Genomic DNA, 15,530 nt, shown 5'->3' on the forward strand with positions numbered 1-15,530 from the left:
GTACGGACGCTGTCTGAGAGGTCTCTTAACACCCGCTGTGCGGGGTGCGCGCGCGTGCCGCACGCCACTCGGGTGCCAGCACGGCCCAGATCTCGGTGCTGGTGCGCACACCGCGGTGCGGGTAGTTCTCGCGGAGCACGCCCTCGCGGCTCATGCCCAGCCGCCGGGCCACGCCGATGCTCGGCTCGTTGGCGGAGGACACGTGCCACTCCACCCGGTGCATGCCGCGCTCCTCGAAGGCCCAGTCGAGCAGTACCCGCAGGCCACGCGTGACCAGGCCGCGCCCGGCCGCCGCCGGCTCCAGCCAGCAGCCGGCCTCGCAGACGCCGCTCGGGGTGTCCCACACGCGGAACAGCAGCCCGCCCACGAGCGTTCCGTCCAGCCAGATCCCGTGCACGCTGCCGGCGTCGGCGCCGCGCTTGTCCGCGTACGACGTCAGCCACGCCCGGGCCCCGTCCAGGTCGGACACCACGTCCGGCAGCCCGACGTGCCGGCCGATGAACTCCCGCCCGCGGTCGATGTGGGCGAGGAGTTCCCCGGCGTGCCAGACCTCCAGGGGTCGCAGTTCGGCTCCGTCGTCACCCAGGGATGTCGCGTACATCGCGGCGCTGCTCCTTCCGCAGTTCCTCCGTCGAGACCGCGGAGAGCCTCTCATGGGCGGCACGGCACCCGGCGGCGAGGGCACGGACCGGTGTGGAGGGCTCTTGCGGGTGAGAATGATCGTCCGGGGGCGTGCGGGTCGCACCCGGTCCGTCAGTCGAACTGGTCTCCGAGCGCCATGACCATCGTCCCGGCGATCAGCAGCCACAGGGCCCTGCGGGTACGGCCCCGGGCGCCGAGGGCCGCGGCGAGGGCGCACACCGCGGCGCCGAGGGCGTAGGCGGCGGGGACGAGGGCCGGGGCCGTGCCGGTGCTCCGCAGGAGCGCGGCGGCCAGTCCGGCCAGGGTCAGCAGGGCTCCGGTGCCGGTGGCCGTCCAGCGGGCCCGCCGGGCGTCCTCGACGTCCTCCGGCGCGCCGTCAGCGGTCCCCTGCCCGCCGTCCGCCGCGGTCCGCCGCGGGTCGTCCGGCTCGGTCATCGCGGGCACGGGGCCGGAATTGGTGCGTCCACTCATGGCGGGCGAGCGTAGCGCCTCCCGTCCGGGAGACCGGACGCGGGGCCGCGCGCGGGGCCCGAGGACCGTCGCCTTCCCTGGTGCGAAGACGGCGACGGCCCCGGAAGCGATGCTTCCGGGGCCGTGCGGTCAGCCGTGCGACGACGGGGCTCAGCCCTCGACGCCCAGCTTCTCCAGGATCAGCTCCTTGACCCGGGCCGCGTCGGCCTGGCCGCGCGTGGCCTTCATGACCGCGCCGACCAGGGCGCCGGCCGCGGCCACCTTGCCGCCGCGGATCTTGTCCGCGACGCCCGGGTTGCCGGCGATGGCCTCCTCCACGGCGGTGGTCAGCGCGCCCTCGTCGGAGACGACCTTCAGCCCGCGCTTGTCGACGACCTCGTCCGGGCCGCCCTCGCCCGCGAGGACGCCCTCGATGACCTGGCGGGCCAGCTTGTCGTTCAGGTCACCCTTCGCGACCAGCTCGGTGACCCGGGCCACCTGCTGCGGGGTGATCGCCAGCTCGTCCAGCGCGGTGCCGGACTCGTTGGCGCTGCGCGCCAGTTCGCCCATCCACCACTTGCGGGCGGAGGCCGCGTCGGCACCCGCGTCGATCGTGTCGACGATCAGGTCCAGCGCGCCGGCGTTGAGGATCGCCTGCATGTCGGTGGCGGAGATGCCCCACTCGGCGAGCAGCCGGGTGCGGCGGACCAGCGGCAGCTCGGGCAGGGCCGCGCGGATCTCCTCGACCCACTCGCGCGAGGGCGCCACCGGGACGAGGTCGGGCTCCGGGAAGTACCGGTAGTCCTCGGCCTCCTCCTTCACGCGGCCCGAGGTCGTGGACCCGGTGTCCTCGTGGAAGTGGCGGGTCTCCTGCACGATCGTGCCGCCGGACGACAGCACCGCCGCGTGCCGCTGGATCTCGAAGCGGGCCGCGCGCTCGACGGAGCGCAGCGAGTTGACGTTCTTCGTCTCGCTGCGCGTGCCGAACTTCTCGCGGCCGTGCGGGCGCAGCGAGAGGTTCACGTCGCAGCGCATCTGGCCCATCTCCATGCGGGCCTCGGAGACGCCGAGCGCCCTGATGACCTCGCGCAGCTCACGGACGTACGCCTTCGCCACCTCGGGGGCGCGCTCACCGGCGCCCTCGATCGGCTTGGTGACGATCTCGATGAGCGGGATGCCGGCGCGGTTGTAGTCGAGCAGCGAGTGCGAGGCGCCGTGGATGCGGCCGGTCGCGCCGCCCACGTGGGTGGACTTGCCGGTGTCCTCCTCCATGTGGGCGCGCTCGATCTCCACGCGGAAGGTCTCGCCGTCCTCCAACTGCACGTCGAGGTAGCCGTTGAAGGCGATCGGCTCGTCGTACTGGGAGGTCTGGAAGTTCTTCGGCATGTCCGGATAGAAGTAGTTCTTCCGGGCGAAACGGCACCACTCGGCGATCTCGCAGTTCAGCGCGAGACCGATCCTGATCGCGGACTCGACGCCGGTCGCGTTGACGACCGGGAGCGCGCCGGGCAGGCCGAGGCAGACGGGGCATGTCTGCGAGTTGGGCTCGGCGCCCAGCTCGGTCGAGCACCCGCAGAACATCTTCGTCTTGGTGCCGAGCTCGACATGGACCTCGAGGCCCATGACGGGGTCGTACGACGCCAGCGCGTCCTCGTACGACACCAGGTCGGTCGTGGTGGTCACGGTGAAAACTTCCCTCTCAGCCCAGCAGGACGTCGTCGTCGCCCAGCCGCTTCAGCTCGCGGTAGAGGATGGCGAGGCCGGTGACGATCGCGACGGCGGACACGGTGGCGTCGATCAGGACCAGCGTGTCCTGCTCGGCGCGGGCCTTCTTCAGACGCTTGGCCACACCGAACGCGCCGAACGCGGTCCCGGCCATGGACAGGTAGGTACCGGACCTGGACTTCTTGAAGCCCTTGGCCTTGGTCAGTGCACTCACAGCGACGGAGCCTCCTCGAGCAGCGGGTGCCCCCACTTTTCCACGAAGGCCGCCTCGACGGCGGCGCCGACCTTGTAGAGCCGGTCGTCCCGCATCGCGGGGGCGATGATCTGGAGTCCCACCGGGAGGTTGTCCTCCGGGGCGAGACCGCACGGCAGGGACATGGCCGCGTTGCCCGCCAGGTTGGTCGGGATGGTGCACAGGTCCGCGAGGTACATCGCCATCGGGTCGTCGGCGCGCTCGCCGATCGGGAAGGCGGTGGTCGGGGTCGTCGGGGAGACGATCACGTCGACCCGCTCGAACGCCTTCTCGAAGTCCCGCGTGATGAGCGTGCGGACCTTCTGCGCCGAGCCGTAGTACGCGTCGTAGTAGCCGCTCGACAGGGCGTACGTGCCGAGCATGATGCGGCGCTTGACCTCGGGGCCGAAGCCCGCCTCACGGGTGAGGGAGGTGACCTCCTCGGCGGAGTGCGTGCCGTCGTCGCCGGTCCGGGCGCCGTAGCGCAGGCCGTCGAAACGGGCGAGGTTGGAGGAGCACTCGGAGGGCGCGATCAGGTAGTACGCCGACAGGGCGAGGTCGAAGGACGGGCAGTCCAGCTCGACGATCTCGGCGCCCAGCTCCTTGAGCAGCTCGACCGACTCGTCGAAGCGCTGGATGACGCCGGCCTGGTAGCCCTCGCCGCGGAACTGCTTGACCACGCCGACGCGCATGCCCGCGACACTGCCGTTGCGGGCCGCCTCGACGACCGGCGGGACCGGGGCGTCGATCGAGGTGGAGTCGAGCGGGTCGTGCCCGGCGATCACCTCGTGCAGCAGAGCCGCGTCCAGGACCGTACGGGCGCAGGGGCCGCCCTGGTCCAGGGAGGAGGAGAAGGCGACCATGCCGTACCGGGAGACCGCGCCGTACGTCGGCTTCACGCCGACCGTGCCGGTGACGGAGGCCGGCTGGCGGATGGAGCCGCCGGTGTCGGTGCCGATGGCCAGGGGCGCCTGGAAGGCGGCGAGGGCGGCGCTGGAGCCGCCGCCGGAGCCACCGGGGATCCTGGTGAGGTCCCAGGGGTTGCCGGTGGGGCCGTACGCGCTGTTCTCCGTGGAGGAGCCCATGGCGAACTCGTCCATGTTGGTCTTGCCGAGGATGACGACGTCGGCGGCCTTCAGCCGCTTGGTGAGCGTCGCGTCGTACGGCGGGATCCAGCCTTCGAGGATCTTCGAGCCGACGGTCGTGGGCACGCCCTCGGTGGTGAAGATGTCCTTCAGGGCGAGCGGTACGCCGGCCAGGGGGCCGAGCTTCTCGCCCCGGGCGCGCTTGTCGTCCACGGCGCGGGCCTGGGCGAGGGCACCCTCGCGGTCGACGTGGAGGAAGGCGTGGACCTTCTCGTCCACGGCCTCGATCCGGGCGAGGTGCGCCTCGGTCACCTCGACGGCCGTCAGCTCGCCGGAGGCGATCTTCGCGGCGATCTCGGCTGCCGTGAGCTTGATGATGTTGCTGTCCGTCATGACGGTTTAGTCCTCCCCCAGGATCTGCGGCACCTTGAAACGCTGCTGCTCCTGGGCCGGGGCGCCGGAGAGCGCCTGCTCGGGGGTGAGCGAGGGACGGACCTCGTCCGGCCGCATGACGTTCGTCAGCGGCAGCGGGTGCGAGGTCGGCGGTACGTCTTGGTCGGCGACCTCGCTGACGCGGGCGACCGCGCCGATGATGTCGTCCAGCTGTCCCGCGAAGTGGTCGAGTTCTTCGGGCTTCAGCTCCAGACGCGCCAGCCGGGCGAGGTGGGCGACCTCCTCGCGCGTGATGCCAGGCATGCAGCGATCCTCTGGGTGAGAGTGTGTGGTTTGGGGCCAATCCTATGGGGCGGGCCCGGGTGCCCGTGAAACGGTTTGCCGTGACACCGTCCGCACCGGCGCCGCGCCCGTCCCGGATACGGCCGCTTCCGGGAAGGCGAAGGCTACTCGGCGGCGGGCAGCGCGGCGCGCGGCCGCTGCCAGCCGCGGGTGCCGCGGGCCAGCAGCCAGGCGGTGGCCTCGTCCGGGGGCATCGCCGCGGCGACCAGCCATCCCTGCACCGCGTCGCAGCCCAGGTCCCGCAGCCGCTCCCACGTCTCGTCGTCCTCCACGCCCTCGGCGACGACGAGGAGACCCAGCGAATGGGCGAGGTCGACGGTGCAGCGCACGATCTCGGCGTCCTCGGCGTCGACGGCCAGCCGGGCCACGAAGGAGCGGTCGATCTTCAGCTCGCTGACCGGCAGCCGGCGCAGGTGCACCAGCGAGGAGTAACCGGTGCCGAAGTCGTCGAGGGACATCTTCACGCCGTGCGCGGTGAGGCCGGCAAGGGTGTCGGCGGCCCGCTGCGGGTCCTCCAGCAGGACGTGTTCCGTGATCTCCAGCTGGAGCGCGCCGGCGGGGACCCCGTGCCGGGCGAGTCGCGCGGCGACCGATCCGGCGAATCCGGGGGTGTGGACGTCGCGCGGGGAGACGTTGACGGCGACCGGGACCCGCAGCCCCTGCGCACGCCACCGGGCGACCTGCGCGAGAGCGGTGTCGAGGACGTACTCCGTCAGATGCGGCATCAGGCCGGAGGACTCGGCTATCGCTATGAACTCGTCCGGCGGGACCTTGCCGCGCTCGGGATGCACCCAGCGGACCAGCGCCTCCAGGCCGGCGACCTGTCCGTCGAAGCGGACCTTGGGCTGGTAGTGCAGCTGCACCTCGCGCGCGTCCAGGGCGCGGCGCAGATCGCCCAGCAGGCCGAGGCGGTCGGGGGTGTTGGAGTCCCGCTTGGACTCGTACACCTCGACGCCCGTACGGTCCCGCTTCGCCTGGTACATCGCCACATCGGCCCGGCGCAGCAGTCCTTCGGCGTCGAGGGCGTGGTCGGGGAAGACGGCGACACCCGCACTGGCCTCCAGGACGAGGGTGAGGCCGTCGAGGTCCAGCGGGGAGCTGAGGGCGGCGACGAGGCCGCGGGCGACGCGCGTGGCCGACGTGGTGGAGTCGGCGACGGGCAGTAAGACGGCGAACTCGTCACCACCGAGGCGGGCGGCCTCGGCGCCGCGCGGCAGGGCGAGGCGCAACCGGTCGGCTATCTGGAGCAGCAGCCGGTCCCCGGCGAGATGTCCCAGGGTGTCGTTCACCGACCGGAAACGGTCGAGGTCGATCAGCATGAGGGCGGCGCGGGCACCGATGCGCTCGGCGTCGTCGAGGGCGGTCCAGATCCGCTCCAGCAGCCACTGCCGGTTGGGCAGTCCGGTCAGCGGGTCGCGCAGCTGTTCCTCGGCGCGGGCGCGGGCCATCCACAGCGTGGAGTCCAGGGCGACGAGGGGGATGGCGAACAGCGGGAGCAGGACCGGCCGGGCGTCGGCGACGACGCAGAGCAGGGGCGCGATGCCGAGCAGGGCGACGGCGACCAGACCATGTCTGACCAGGGCGGTGCGGGCGACGGTGGGCACCCCGCCGCCGCGCGGGGCCTGGAGGTACCACAGCAGGCCGCGGCTGACGGCGAGATAGGCGCACGCGACCAGGACGACCTGGGGAGCCGTCGCGGCGGTCCAGGTGCCGGGCCGCCAGGGCTGCTCGACGCTCGGGACCCGGCCGAACGCGCCGAGCAGCAGGGCGCCGGCGCCGATGCCGAGGATGTCGACCGCGCCGTGCAGGACGCCCTGCCGCCAGCGGTGCCGGCGGGCGATGCCGACCAGGACGACCACGGTGAGGCTGACCAGACCGGCGGGCACCCAGCCGTACAGCAGCAGGACGGCGAGGGTGAGGGCGGCGCCCGATCCGGTGCCGCCCGACCAGCGGGCGCGGCCCAGCATGACGAGGTGGCCGACGATGACGCCGGTGAGCAGGGCCAGCGCCCAGCCGAGCGTGCCGCAGGGGAAGAGGGCGCGGTGACCGGCGTAGGCGCGGTAGAAGCCTGCTCCCAGGACGAGGCCGGCGGCGGCGACGACGGCCGCGGGCAGCGCCGGCCAGGACGGGTGCCGTTCGGTGCCGGCGCCGGACAGGCCGGAAGCGGACTCCATGGCCCGGTTCAGCGGGGCGTGTGCCTCGGCGGCGGGGCCCACTCCGGCCGGGCGCGGCTGCCCGCCCGTCCGTCCGCCGGCCGGCCCGCTCCACCGGATTCCCCGCCACGCGCCCGCGCGGCGGCGCAGGCGCAGCCGTGCGTCCGGGGCGGCGCTCTCGGTCGGTTCCATTCCCGTCCCTCTCACAGCCGGCGGTGCCCACGCCACGCGGTCCGATGCCCGACAACCATCAGCAGCTCCGCGCCGAAGAAACCCTCCCCGGGCCTCTTCGGAGCACGGGGATGCCCCAGCCGCAGCTGGGCACGGCAGGCGCGCACCTCAACAGTAGGCCGCGGAAGGCTTCCACGGGCAGCGGTCTTCGACGGTTGCCCGAATGCGCCCGGGCCACCCGTATGCAACTGGTATGCGCCGATCGGGTGGCCTTCAACCGCTACTCCTCGGTCGGAAGCGCGACTTCGGCCGCCGCTTCGGGCCCCTGCTCCAGAAGGACGCCGAAACCGCCCTCGTCGAGGATCGGAACCTTCGCCTGTACGGCCTTGTCGTATTTCGAACCGGGGTTGTCACCCACAACGACGAACGAGGTCTTCTTCGACACCGAACCGACCACTTTCGCACCCCGGCTCTGGAGCGCCTCCTTGGCGCCGTCCCGGGTGTGGCTCTCCAGCGTGCCGGTGACGACGACCGTGAGCCCCGCCAGCGGGCGCGGCCCCTCGTCCTCGCCGGACGACCGGTCCTCCAAGGGGACTCCGGCGGCCTTCCACTTGCGGACGATCTCTCGGTGCCAGTCCTCGGCGAACCACTCCTTGAGCGCGGCGGCGATGATCGGCCCGACGCCGTCGGTGGCCGCCAGCTCCGCCTCGGTCGCCTGCTCGATGCGCTCGAGGGAGCGGAACTCGCGCGCGAGGGCCTGCGCGGCCACCGGGCCGACGTGCCGGATGGACAGTCCGTTCAGGAAGCGGGCCAGCGGACGGGACTTGGCGGCTTCGATGTTGGCCAGCAGCGCCAGGGTGTTCTTCTTCGGCTCCCCCTTCTGGTTGGCGAAGACCGTGACGACCTTCTCCTCCCCCGTCCTGGGATCGCGCTTGGGCAGCCCGCTGGCGGGATCGAGGACGTGGGCCTTGATGGGCAGCAGCTTCTCCACCGTCAGGTCGAACAGGTCGCCCTCGTCCACCAGCGGCGGGTCGGCCGGCTCCAGCGGGCGGGTGAGCGCGGCGGCGGCCACCTCGCCGAAGTGCTCGATGTCCAGGCACTCACGACCGGCGAGGTAGGAGACGCGGCCCCGCAACTGGGCCGGGCACGCACGGGCGTTGGGGCAGCGGAGGTCGATGTCGCCCTCCTTCATGGGCCGCAACGGCGTGCCGCACTCCGGGCACTCGCCCGGCATCACGAACTCCGTCTCGGTGCCGTCCCGGAGGTCGTAGACCGGGCCGAGGATCTCCGGGATGACGTCACCGGCCTTGCGGATGACGACCGTGTCGCCGATGCGGACGCCCTTGGCCCGGACGACCTCCTGGTTGTGCAGGGTCGCGAACTCCACCTCGCTGCCCGCGACCGTGACCGGCTCGACCTGGGCGTACGGCGTGACGCGGCCGGTACGGCCGACGCCCACCTTGATGTCGATGAGCTTGGTGTTGACCTCTTCGGGCGCGTACTTGTAGGCGATCGCCCAGCGGGGGGCCCGCGCGGTGGAGCCGAGCCGCCCCTGCAGGCGCAGCTCGTCCAGCTTGACCACGACCCCGTCGATCTCGTGCTCGACGGAGTGGCGGTTCTCGCCGTAGTAGGTGATGAACTCCCGTACGCCGTCCAGGTCGTCGACCACGCGGTTGTGCGGGGAGGTGGGCAGTCCCCAGCTCTTCAGCAGCTCGTAGGCCTGTGAGAGCCGGGTCATGCCGGTGTAGCCCTCCAGGGCGCCGATGCCGTGGACGACCATGTGCAGCGGGCGGGTGGCGGTGACCCGTGGATTCTTCTGGCGCAGCGAACCGGCGGCGGCGTTGCGCGGGTTGGCGAAGGGCTTGTCGCCGGCCGCGACGAGGCGTTCGTTCAGTTCGAGGAACTTCTCCATCGGGAAGTAGACCTCGCCGCGGATCTCCACCACGTCCGGCACCCGGTCGCCTGCGAGGCGGTCCGGGATCTCCGCGATCGTCCGGACGTTCGGGGTGATGTCCTCGCCGGTGCGGCCGTCGCCCCGGGTGGCCGCGCGCGTGAGCCGGCCCTTCTCGTAGGTGAGGTTGACCGCGAGGCCGTCCACCTTCAGTTCGCACAGGAAGTGGTAGGCCTGGCCGCCCAGTTCCCTGGCGATGCGGTCGGCCCAGGCGGCCAGCTCGTCGTCGTTGAAGGTGTTGTCGAGCGAGAGCATCCGCTCGCGGTGCTCGACCGCGGTGAACTCCGTCTCGTACGCCCCGGCGACCTTCTGGGTCGGCGAGTCCGGGCTGCGCAGCTCCGGATACTCCTCCTCCAGGGCCTCCAGAGTCTTCAGGAGCGTGTCGAACTCCGCGTCGCTGATGACCGGAGCGTCCTTCACGTAGTACCGGAAGCGGTGCTCCTCGATCTGCTCCGCCAGCCGCACGTGCCTCTCGCGGGCCTCGGCGGGCACCGCCGTCGTCTCCGCCTGCTTGTCGCCGGCCACCGTGTTGTCCTCCCGTTACTCTGGGTTGTCCGCGAGGGATCTCGCCGCCTGGGCGCAGTGGGCGAGCGCCTGGCGTGCGTAGCCCGGGGAGGCGCCCGCCAGACCGCACGCCGGGGTCACCGTGACCGCCTCCGCGAGCAGCCCCGGATGCAGCCCCAGCCTGCGCCACAGCGTCCTGACACCCATGACGCTACCGGCAGGGTCCGACAATGGGCCGTCCGTGCCCGGCACGACACCGGCGAACAGCCGGGTCCCGCCCTCGACGGCCTCGCCGATCACCTCGTCGTCACGCTCGGTGAGGAGCGCGAGATCGAAGGAGACGGCTGCCGCGCCGGCCCGCCGCAGCAGCGCGAACGGCACGTCCGGGGCGCAGGAGTGCACGACCACGGGCCCGGCGCCGTTCACCGCGACGACGTCCCGGAGCGTGGCCTCCACGACCTGCCGGTCCACCGCGCGGTGCGTGCGGTAGCCGCTGGCGGTCCGCACCTGTCCGCGCAGCACGTCGGTCAGGGAGGGCTCGTCGAGCTGGAGGACGATCCGGGCGCCGGGGACGCGGCGCCGCACCTCGTCCAGGTGCAGGCGCAGTCCCTCGGCGAGCGAGGCCGCGAGGTCCCGGCACGCGCCGGGGTCCGCCAGGGCGGCCTCGCCGCTCCTCAGCTCCAGGGCCGCGGCCAGCGTCCAGGGCCCGACGGCCTGCACCTTCAGATCGCCCTCGTAGCCCTGCGTGAACTCCTCGACGGCGTCGAGGTCCTCGCCGAGCCAGGACCGGGCCCGCCGGGTGTCCCGGCCCGGCCGGTCGCCGATCCGCCAGCCGCTGGGCTCCACGCGCGCGTACAGCTCGACCAGCATGCCGGCGGTACGGCCGATCATGTCGGCGCCGGGTCCGCGCGCGGGCAGCTCGGCAAGGAAGGGGAAGTCCTCGAAGGACCCGGTGGCGGTCCTGGCGGCCTCCCGGGCATCGCCACCGGGCAGGGACCCGACACCGGTGGCGCCACCGAACCTGAACACGCTGTTTTCGCTCACCGGGGCAGCCTACGGAACCCGGCGGCCGGGATCAGCGCCCCGGTCGTACCGTCAGGTCGTTGACCTCCGCGTCCCGCGGCAGGTCCAGGGCCATCAGGATCGTCGTGGCGACCGACTCGGGATCGATCCACCGGGCCGGGTCGTACTCCTCGCCCTGCTGCTGGTGGACCTTGGCCTGCATGGGGCTGGCGGTGCGGCCGGGGTAGACGGAGGTGACCCGGACACCGGCCGCGTGCTCCTCCTGGCGCAGGGAGTCGGCGAGCGCCTTCAGTCCGTGCTTGGAGGCGGCGTACGCGGACCAGCCGGCGTGGGCGTTCAGCCCGGAGCCGGAGTTGACGAAGATCACATGGCCGCGGGCCGCCCGAAGCTGCGGCAGGAAGTGCCGGGTCAGCTCGGCGGGGGCGATCAGATTGACATTGAGCTGGTGGTGCCAGGACTTCGGGGTCAGCTCGCCGACGTCACCGAGGTCGACGACGCCGGCGATGTGCAGCAGGGAGTCCACGCTGCCCGGGAGTGTCTGGTGGGAGAACGCCCAGGACAGCCGGTCCGGGTCCGCGAGGTCGCCGACGAGGGTGGCGGCGCCGGGGAACTCCGCGGCCAGTTCCCTGGCGCGGCCCGCGTCGCGCGCGTGCAGCACGAGGTCGTCCCCGCGCGCGTGCAGCCGGCGGGCCACGGCCGCGCCGATGCCGGAACCGGCTCCGGTGATCACATGAGTAGCCATGCCCGCCATGCTCGCATCAGCGGGCACCGGACCCCGCGGCGGCAGCCGGTCATGTCGCGGACTGGAGGTGTGCGAGCGCCGCGGCGGGCTCGTCGGCGAAGAAGACCAGCTCGGACAGCGGGCGGGGCAGGAAGCCCTCGGCCTCCATGCGCAGGAACTGCTGCCGGAGCCCGTCGTAGAAGCCCGCGGTGTTCAGCAGCACGACCGGCTTGTCGGTGCGGCCGTGCTTCTTCAGCTCCAGGATCTCGGTGGCCTCGTCGAGCGTGCCGGTGCCGCCCACCATGATCACCACGGCGTCGGCCTTCTCCAGCAGCAGCTTCTTGCGCTCGGCGAGGTCGGCGGCGATGACCATCTCGTCGGCGCCGGGCCGCGCCTTGTTCGCCAGGAACTCCACGGAGACGCCCAGCAGCCTGCCGCCCGCCTCGTGCACACCGTCGGCGACCACCTTCATCAGGCCGACGTCCGAACCGCCCCACACCAGGGTGTGGCCGGCCCTTCCGATCAGTTCGGCGAACGCGCGCGCGGGGCGGGTGTACCGCTCGTCGAGGTCGGCGGCGGACAGGAAGACGCAGATGTTCATGGCTCCTACCGTACGGTGACCGGCCCGGGCGGGAAGAAGCGCGGCCCGCGCGGTGCTGACCCGGTATGACCCGAGGACACACGATCACTATCGAGAAGAGCGGGCGGCACGTGCGCGTGGAGCGCGACGGCCTGGTGCTCGCCGAGTCCGACCGCTCGCTGGAGCTGCGGGAGACGGGCTGTCCGGTGCGGTACTACGTCCCCGCCGAGGACGTGCGCCTGGACCTGCTGACTCCCTCCGACACGCACACCGTCTGCCCCTTCAAGGGCACGGCGTCGTACTGGTCCCTGCCGGACGCGCCCGACCTCGTCTGGGGGTACCCGGACCCGAAGCCGGGTGTCGCCGAGATCAAGGACCACTTCTGCTTCTACGACGCCGAGGTGTCCTGACCGGCCGGTGCCGGGGCCGTGCGGGAGGGGCCCGCACGGCCGGGGACGGACGCGGTGGGCGGGCTCAGACCGCCGCCGACGCGCGCGTGGTGGCCGCGATCGTCGCCGAACCCACCACGCGCGTGCCGTCGTACAGCACGATCGCCTGACCGGGGGCGACCCCGCGGACCGGCTCGGTGAAGATGACGCGCAGCTCGCCGTCGACCGGTTCGGCGGTCACCTCGGTCTCTCCGCCGTGGGCGCGCAGCTGCGCGGTGTAGGTTCCCGCGGCGGTGGGCGCGGTGCCGCACCAGCGGGGCCTGATCGCGGTGAGGGCGGTGACGTCCAGGGCCTCGGCCGGGCCGACCGTGACGGTGTTGGTCACCGGGGAGATGTCCAGGACGTAGCGGGGCTTGCCGTCGGCGGCCGGGGTGCCGATCCTGAGTCCCTTGCGCTGGCCGATGGTGAAGCCGTACGCGCCCTCGTGCGTGCCCAGCCGGGTGCCGGACTCGTCCACGATGTCGCCCTCGGCCCTGCCGAGCCGGCCGGCCAGGAAGCCCTGTGTGTCGCCGTCGGCGATGAAGCAGATGTCGTGCGAGTCGGGCTTCTTGGCGACGGCCAGGCCCCGGCGCTCGGCCTCCGCGCGGATCTCCTCCTTGGTGGTGACCGTGTCGCCGAGCGGGAACAGCGCGTGGGCGAGCTGCTTCTCGTCCAGCACGCCCAGCACGTACGACTGGTCCTTCGCCATGTCGGAGGCGCGGTGCAGTTCGCGGGAGCCGTCCTCGCGCACGATCACCTTGGCGTAGTGGCCGGTGCAGACGGCGTCGAAGCCGAGGGCCAGCGCCTTGTCCAGGAGCGCGGCGAACTTGATCTTCTCGTTGCAGCGCAGGCACGGGTTCGGGGTGCGGCCGGCCTCGTACTCGGCGACGAAGTCCTCGACGACGTCCTCGCGGAAGCGGTCGGCGAGGTCCCAGACGTAGAACGGGATGCCGATGACGTCGGCGGCGCGCCGGGCGTCGCGCGAGTCCTCGATGGTGCAACAGCCCCGCGCGCCGGTACGGAAGGACTGCGGGTTCGCGGAGAGCGCGAGGTGGACGCCGGTGACGTCGTGGCCGGCTTCCGCGGCGCGCGCGGCGGCGACGGCGGAGTCGACCCCGCCGGACATGGCGGCGAGGACGCGGAGGGGGCGGGTGCGCTGCGGGGTGTCAGTCATAGCCCTTCCAGGGTACGGGGACGTGGGAACCGGATGGGCCGGGCAGCCGTTGAGGACGGCAGGGGCGACGAGGGGGTGACGATGGCGACGGGGACGGGCGACTCGGACCGGCGGCTGGGGCGGCGGGCCCTGCTGGCCGGCGGGGCCGCGGCGGCGCTGGGCACGGCAGTGCTGGCCCGGGAGGAGCTGGCGCGGCTGTGGTGGCGGCTGCCCGGGGTGGAGCGGTCCCGGGTGGCGGGCGCGGTGGACTTCCGGGGCGCGCGCTGGGTGGCGGCCTCCCCGGCGAACTACCGGCGGGCGGACCGGCCGGACGACTACTCCGTGGACCGGGTGGTCGTCCATGTCACCCAGGGCGGCTACGCCTCGGCGGTGAAGGTCTTCCAGGACCCGGCGCACGGGGCGGCGGCGCACTACGTCGTGCGCCGGGACGGACGGGTCACCCAGCTGGTCCGGGAGCTGGACGTCGCCTTCCACGCGGGCAACCGGGAGTACAACGAGCGCAGCGTCGGCATCGAGCACGAGGGGTTCGTGGAAGACGCCTCGTCCTTCACGGACGCCCTGTACACGGCCTCGGCAGGGCTGACGGCGGCGATATGCCGGCGCTACGGCATACCCGCCGACCGTGCGCACATCGTGGGGCACGCGGAGGTGCCGGGCACGGACCACACGGATCCGGGCCGGTTCTGGGACTGGGAACGCTATCTGCGCCTGGTCCGCGCCGCACGTCCCGGGCCCCCGGCGGCCGGGTGAGCCCCGGGACCGGGTGGGCGCCCGCGGCTAGGTGAGCCCAGCCGCCCGGGCCCGTTCCACCGCGGGGCCGATCGCCTCGGCCACCGCCTCGACGTCGGCCTCGGTGGAGGTGTGGCCGAGGGAGAAGCGCAGGGTGCCGCGGGCCAGGTCCGGATCGGTGCCGATGGCGAGGAGGACGTGACTGGGCTGGGCGACGCCCGCGGTGCAGGCGGAGCCGGTGGAGCATTCGATGCCCTGGGCGTCCAGCAGGAGCAGCAGGGAGTCACCCTCGCAGCCGGGGAAGGTGAAGTGCGCGTTGGCCGGCAGGCGGCCCCCGGGGGCGGGGTCGCCGCCGAGGAGCGCGTCCGGTACGGCCGTGAGGACGGCGTCGACCAGCCGGTCGCGCAGGGCGCCGATCTCGCGGGCGAACCGCTCCTGCCGCCCGGCTGCGAGCCGGCCGGCCACGGCGAAGGAGGCGACGGCCGGGACGTCGAGCGTGCCCGAGCGGACGTGGCGCTCCTGGCCGCCGCCGTGCAGGACGGGCACGGGGGTGTGCTCGCGGCCGAGGATCAGGGCGCCGATGCCGTACGGGCCGCCGATCTTGTGGCCGGACACCGTCATCGCGGCGAGACCGGAGGCCTCGAAGCCGACCGGGACCTGGCCGAAGGCCTGGACCGCGTCGGCATGCAGCGGAACGCCGAACTCGGCGGCCACGTCCGCGAGTTCGCGAACCGGCATGAGGGTGCCGATCTCGTTGTTGGCCCACATGACGGTGGCCAGGGCGACGTCGTCGGGGTTGCGGGCCATGGCCTCGCGCAGGACCTCGGGGTGGACGCGGCCGTGGGAGTCGACGGGAAGGTACTCGACCGTCGCGCCCTCGTGCTCGCCGAGCCAGTGCACGGCGTCGAGCACGGCGTGGTGCTCGACCGGGCTGGCCAGGACCCGGGTGCGGGCCGGTTCGGCGGCGCGGCGCGACCAGTACAGGCCCTTGACGGCCAGGTTGTCGGCCTCGGTGCCGCCGGACGTGAGGACGACCTCGCTGGGGCGGGCCCCCAGCGCTTCCGCCAGGGCCTCCCGGGATTCCTCGACCGTGCGGCGGGCCCGGCGCCCGGAGGCGTGCAGGGCGGACGCGTTGCCGGTGATGCTCAGCTGGGCGGTCAGTGCCTCTGCCGCCTCCGGGAGCATCGGCGTCGTGGCCGCGTGGTCGAGGTATGCCATCGTGACGCC

The 15,530-nt window shown here is 72.9% G+C and carries 15 protein-coding genes; 2 read left to right on the forward strand and 13 right to left on the reverse strand.

All coding sequences use genetic code 11. The annotated features are described in order from the left end of the window. Positions 1-25: 25 nt before the first annotated feature. The 11 genes from ACGFT1_RS19455 to ACGFT1_RS19505 all read right to left on the reverse strand — a co-directional run bounded on the left by ACGFT1_RS19455 (position 26) and on the right by ACGFT1_RS19505 (position 11,993). On the reverse strand, positions 26-601 hold the full coding sequence (locus tag ACGFT1_RS19455) for a GNAT family N-acetyltransferase (protein ID WP_373910189.1): 576 nt from the start codon (positions 599-601) through the stop codon (positions 26-28). A 152-nt stretch (positions 602-753) separates the two neighbouring features. Further along, positions 754-1,113: a hypothetical protein gene (locus tag ACGFT1_RS19460; protein ID WP_373910190.1), complete on the reverse strand. Its 360-nt coding sequence runs from the start codon at positions 1,111-1,113 to the stop codon at positions 754-756. 150 nt (positions 1,114-1,263) lie between these two features. Further along, positions 1,264-2,775, reverse strand: a complete 1,512-nt coding sequence (gene gatB, locus ACGFT1_RS19465) for an Asp-tRNA(Asn)/Glu-tRNA(Gln) amidotransferase subunit GatB (protein WP_373910191.1) — start codon at positions 2,773-2,775, stop codon at positions 1,264-1,266. A gap of 16 nt (positions 2,776-2,791) precedes the next feature. Then, complete coding sequence (locus ACGFT1_RS19470) at positions 2,792-3,031, reverse strand: hypothetical protein (RefSeq protein ID WP_356824359.1); 240 nt, start codon at positions 3,029-3,031, stop codon at positions 2,792-2,794. After that, positions 3,028-4,527, reverse strand: a complete 1,500-nt coding sequence (gatA, locus tag ACGFT1_RS19475) for an Asp-tRNA(Asn)/Glu-tRNA(Gln) amidotransferase subunit GatA (protein WP_373910192.1) — start codon at positions 4,525-4,527, stop codon at positions 3,028-3,030. Before gatA ends, ACGFT1_RS19470 begins: the two co-directional genes overlap by 4 nt. 6 nt (positions 4,528-4,533) lie before the next feature. After that, the gene (gene gatC, locus ACGFT1_RS19480; RefSeq protein WP_031117542.1) at positions 4,534-4,830 is read right to left on the reverse strand and encodes an Asp-tRNA(Asn)/Glu-tRNA(Gln) amidotransferase subunit GatC; all 297 of its coding nucleotides are present in this window, start codon (positions 4,828-4,830) and stop codon (positions 4,534-4,536) included. Between the two features lie 143 nt (positions 4,831-4,973). Next, positions 4,974-7,214: a putative bifunctional diguanylate cyclase/phosphodiesterase gene (locus ACGFT1_RS19485; protein ID WP_373910193.1), complete on the reverse strand. Its 2,241-nt coding sequence runs from the start codon at positions 7,212-7,214 to the stop codon at positions 4,974-4,976. A gap of 259 nt (positions 7,215-7,473) precedes the next feature. Further along, the gene (ligA, locus tag ACGFT1_RS19490; RefSeq protein WP_373910194.1) at positions 7,474-9,669 is read right to left on the reverse strand and encodes an NAD-dependent DNA ligase LigA; all 2,196 of its coding nucleotides are present in this window, start codon (positions 9,667-9,669) and stop codon (positions 7,474-7,476) included. 15 nt (positions 9,670-9,684) lie between these two features. Then, positions 9,685-10,692 carry a methionine synthase gene (locus ACGFT1_RS19495; protein WP_373910195.1) on the reverse strand — a complete coding sequence of 336 codons (1,008 nt, stop codon included), beginning with the start codon at positions 10,690-10,692 and terminating at the stop codon, positions 9,685-9,687. A gap of 31 nt (positions 10,693-10,723) precedes the next feature. Next, complete coding sequence (locus ACGFT1_RS19500) at positions 10,724-11,422, reverse strand: SDR family oxidoreductase (RefSeq protein ID WP_373910196.1); 699 nt, start codon at positions 11,420-11,422, stop codon at positions 10,724-10,726. A 40-nt stretch (positions 11,423-11,462) separates the two neighbouring features. Then, entirely contained in the window at positions 11,463-11,993 is a 531-nt protein-coding gene (locus ACGFT1_RS19505) for a TIGR00730 family Rossman fold protein (RefSeq protein ID WP_373910197.1), read from the reverse strand. 65 nt (positions 11,994-12,058) lie between these two features. Between ACGFT1_RS19505 and ACGFT1_RS19510 the strand changes: the two genes are divergently transcribed. Beyond that, positions 12,059-12,382, forward strand: coding sequence for a DUF427 domain-containing protein (locus ACGFT1_RS19510; protein WP_373910198.1), 324 nt, complete (start codon positions 12,059-12,061; stop codon positions 12,380-12,382). A 64-nt stretch (positions 12,383-12,446) separates the two neighbouring features. Here the strand turns inward: ACGFT1_RS19510 and mnmA are convergent, their stop codons facing one another. Then, positions 12,447-13,574 (reverse strand): tRNA 2-thiouridine(34) synthase MnmA, encoded by a 1,128-nt coding sequence (gene mnmA, locus ACGFT1_RS19515; RefSeq protein ID WP_373910199.1) that lies wholly within the window; start codon positions 13,572-13,574, stop codon positions 12,447-12,449. An 81-nt stretch (positions 13,575-13,655) separates the two neighbouring features. Here mnmA and ACGFT1_RS19520 point away from each other — a divergent pair, with 81 nt between their 5' ends. Beyond that, complete coding sequence (locus ACGFT1_RS19520) at positions 13,656-14,324, forward strand: N-acetylmuramoyl-L-alanine amidase (protein WP_373910200.1); 669 nt, start codon at positions 13,656-13,658, stop codon at positions 14,322-14,324. Between the two features lie 27 nt (positions 14,325-14,351). On the opposite strand, the gene ACGFT1_RS19525 is transcribed toward ACGFT1_RS19520, so the two are convergent. Then, on the reverse strand, positions 14,352-15,521 hold the full coding sequence (locus tag ACGFT1_RS19525) for a cysteine desulfurase family protein (RefSeq protein WP_373910201.1): 1,170 nt from the start codon (positions 15,519-15,521) through the stop codon (positions 14,352-14,354). Positions 15,522-15,530: the final 9 nt, after the last annotated feature.

Source organism: Streptomyces sp. Y20 (assembly GCF_043195475.1).
GTDB lineage: Bacteria > Actinomycetota > Actinomycetes > Streptomycetales > Streptomycetaceae > Streptomyces.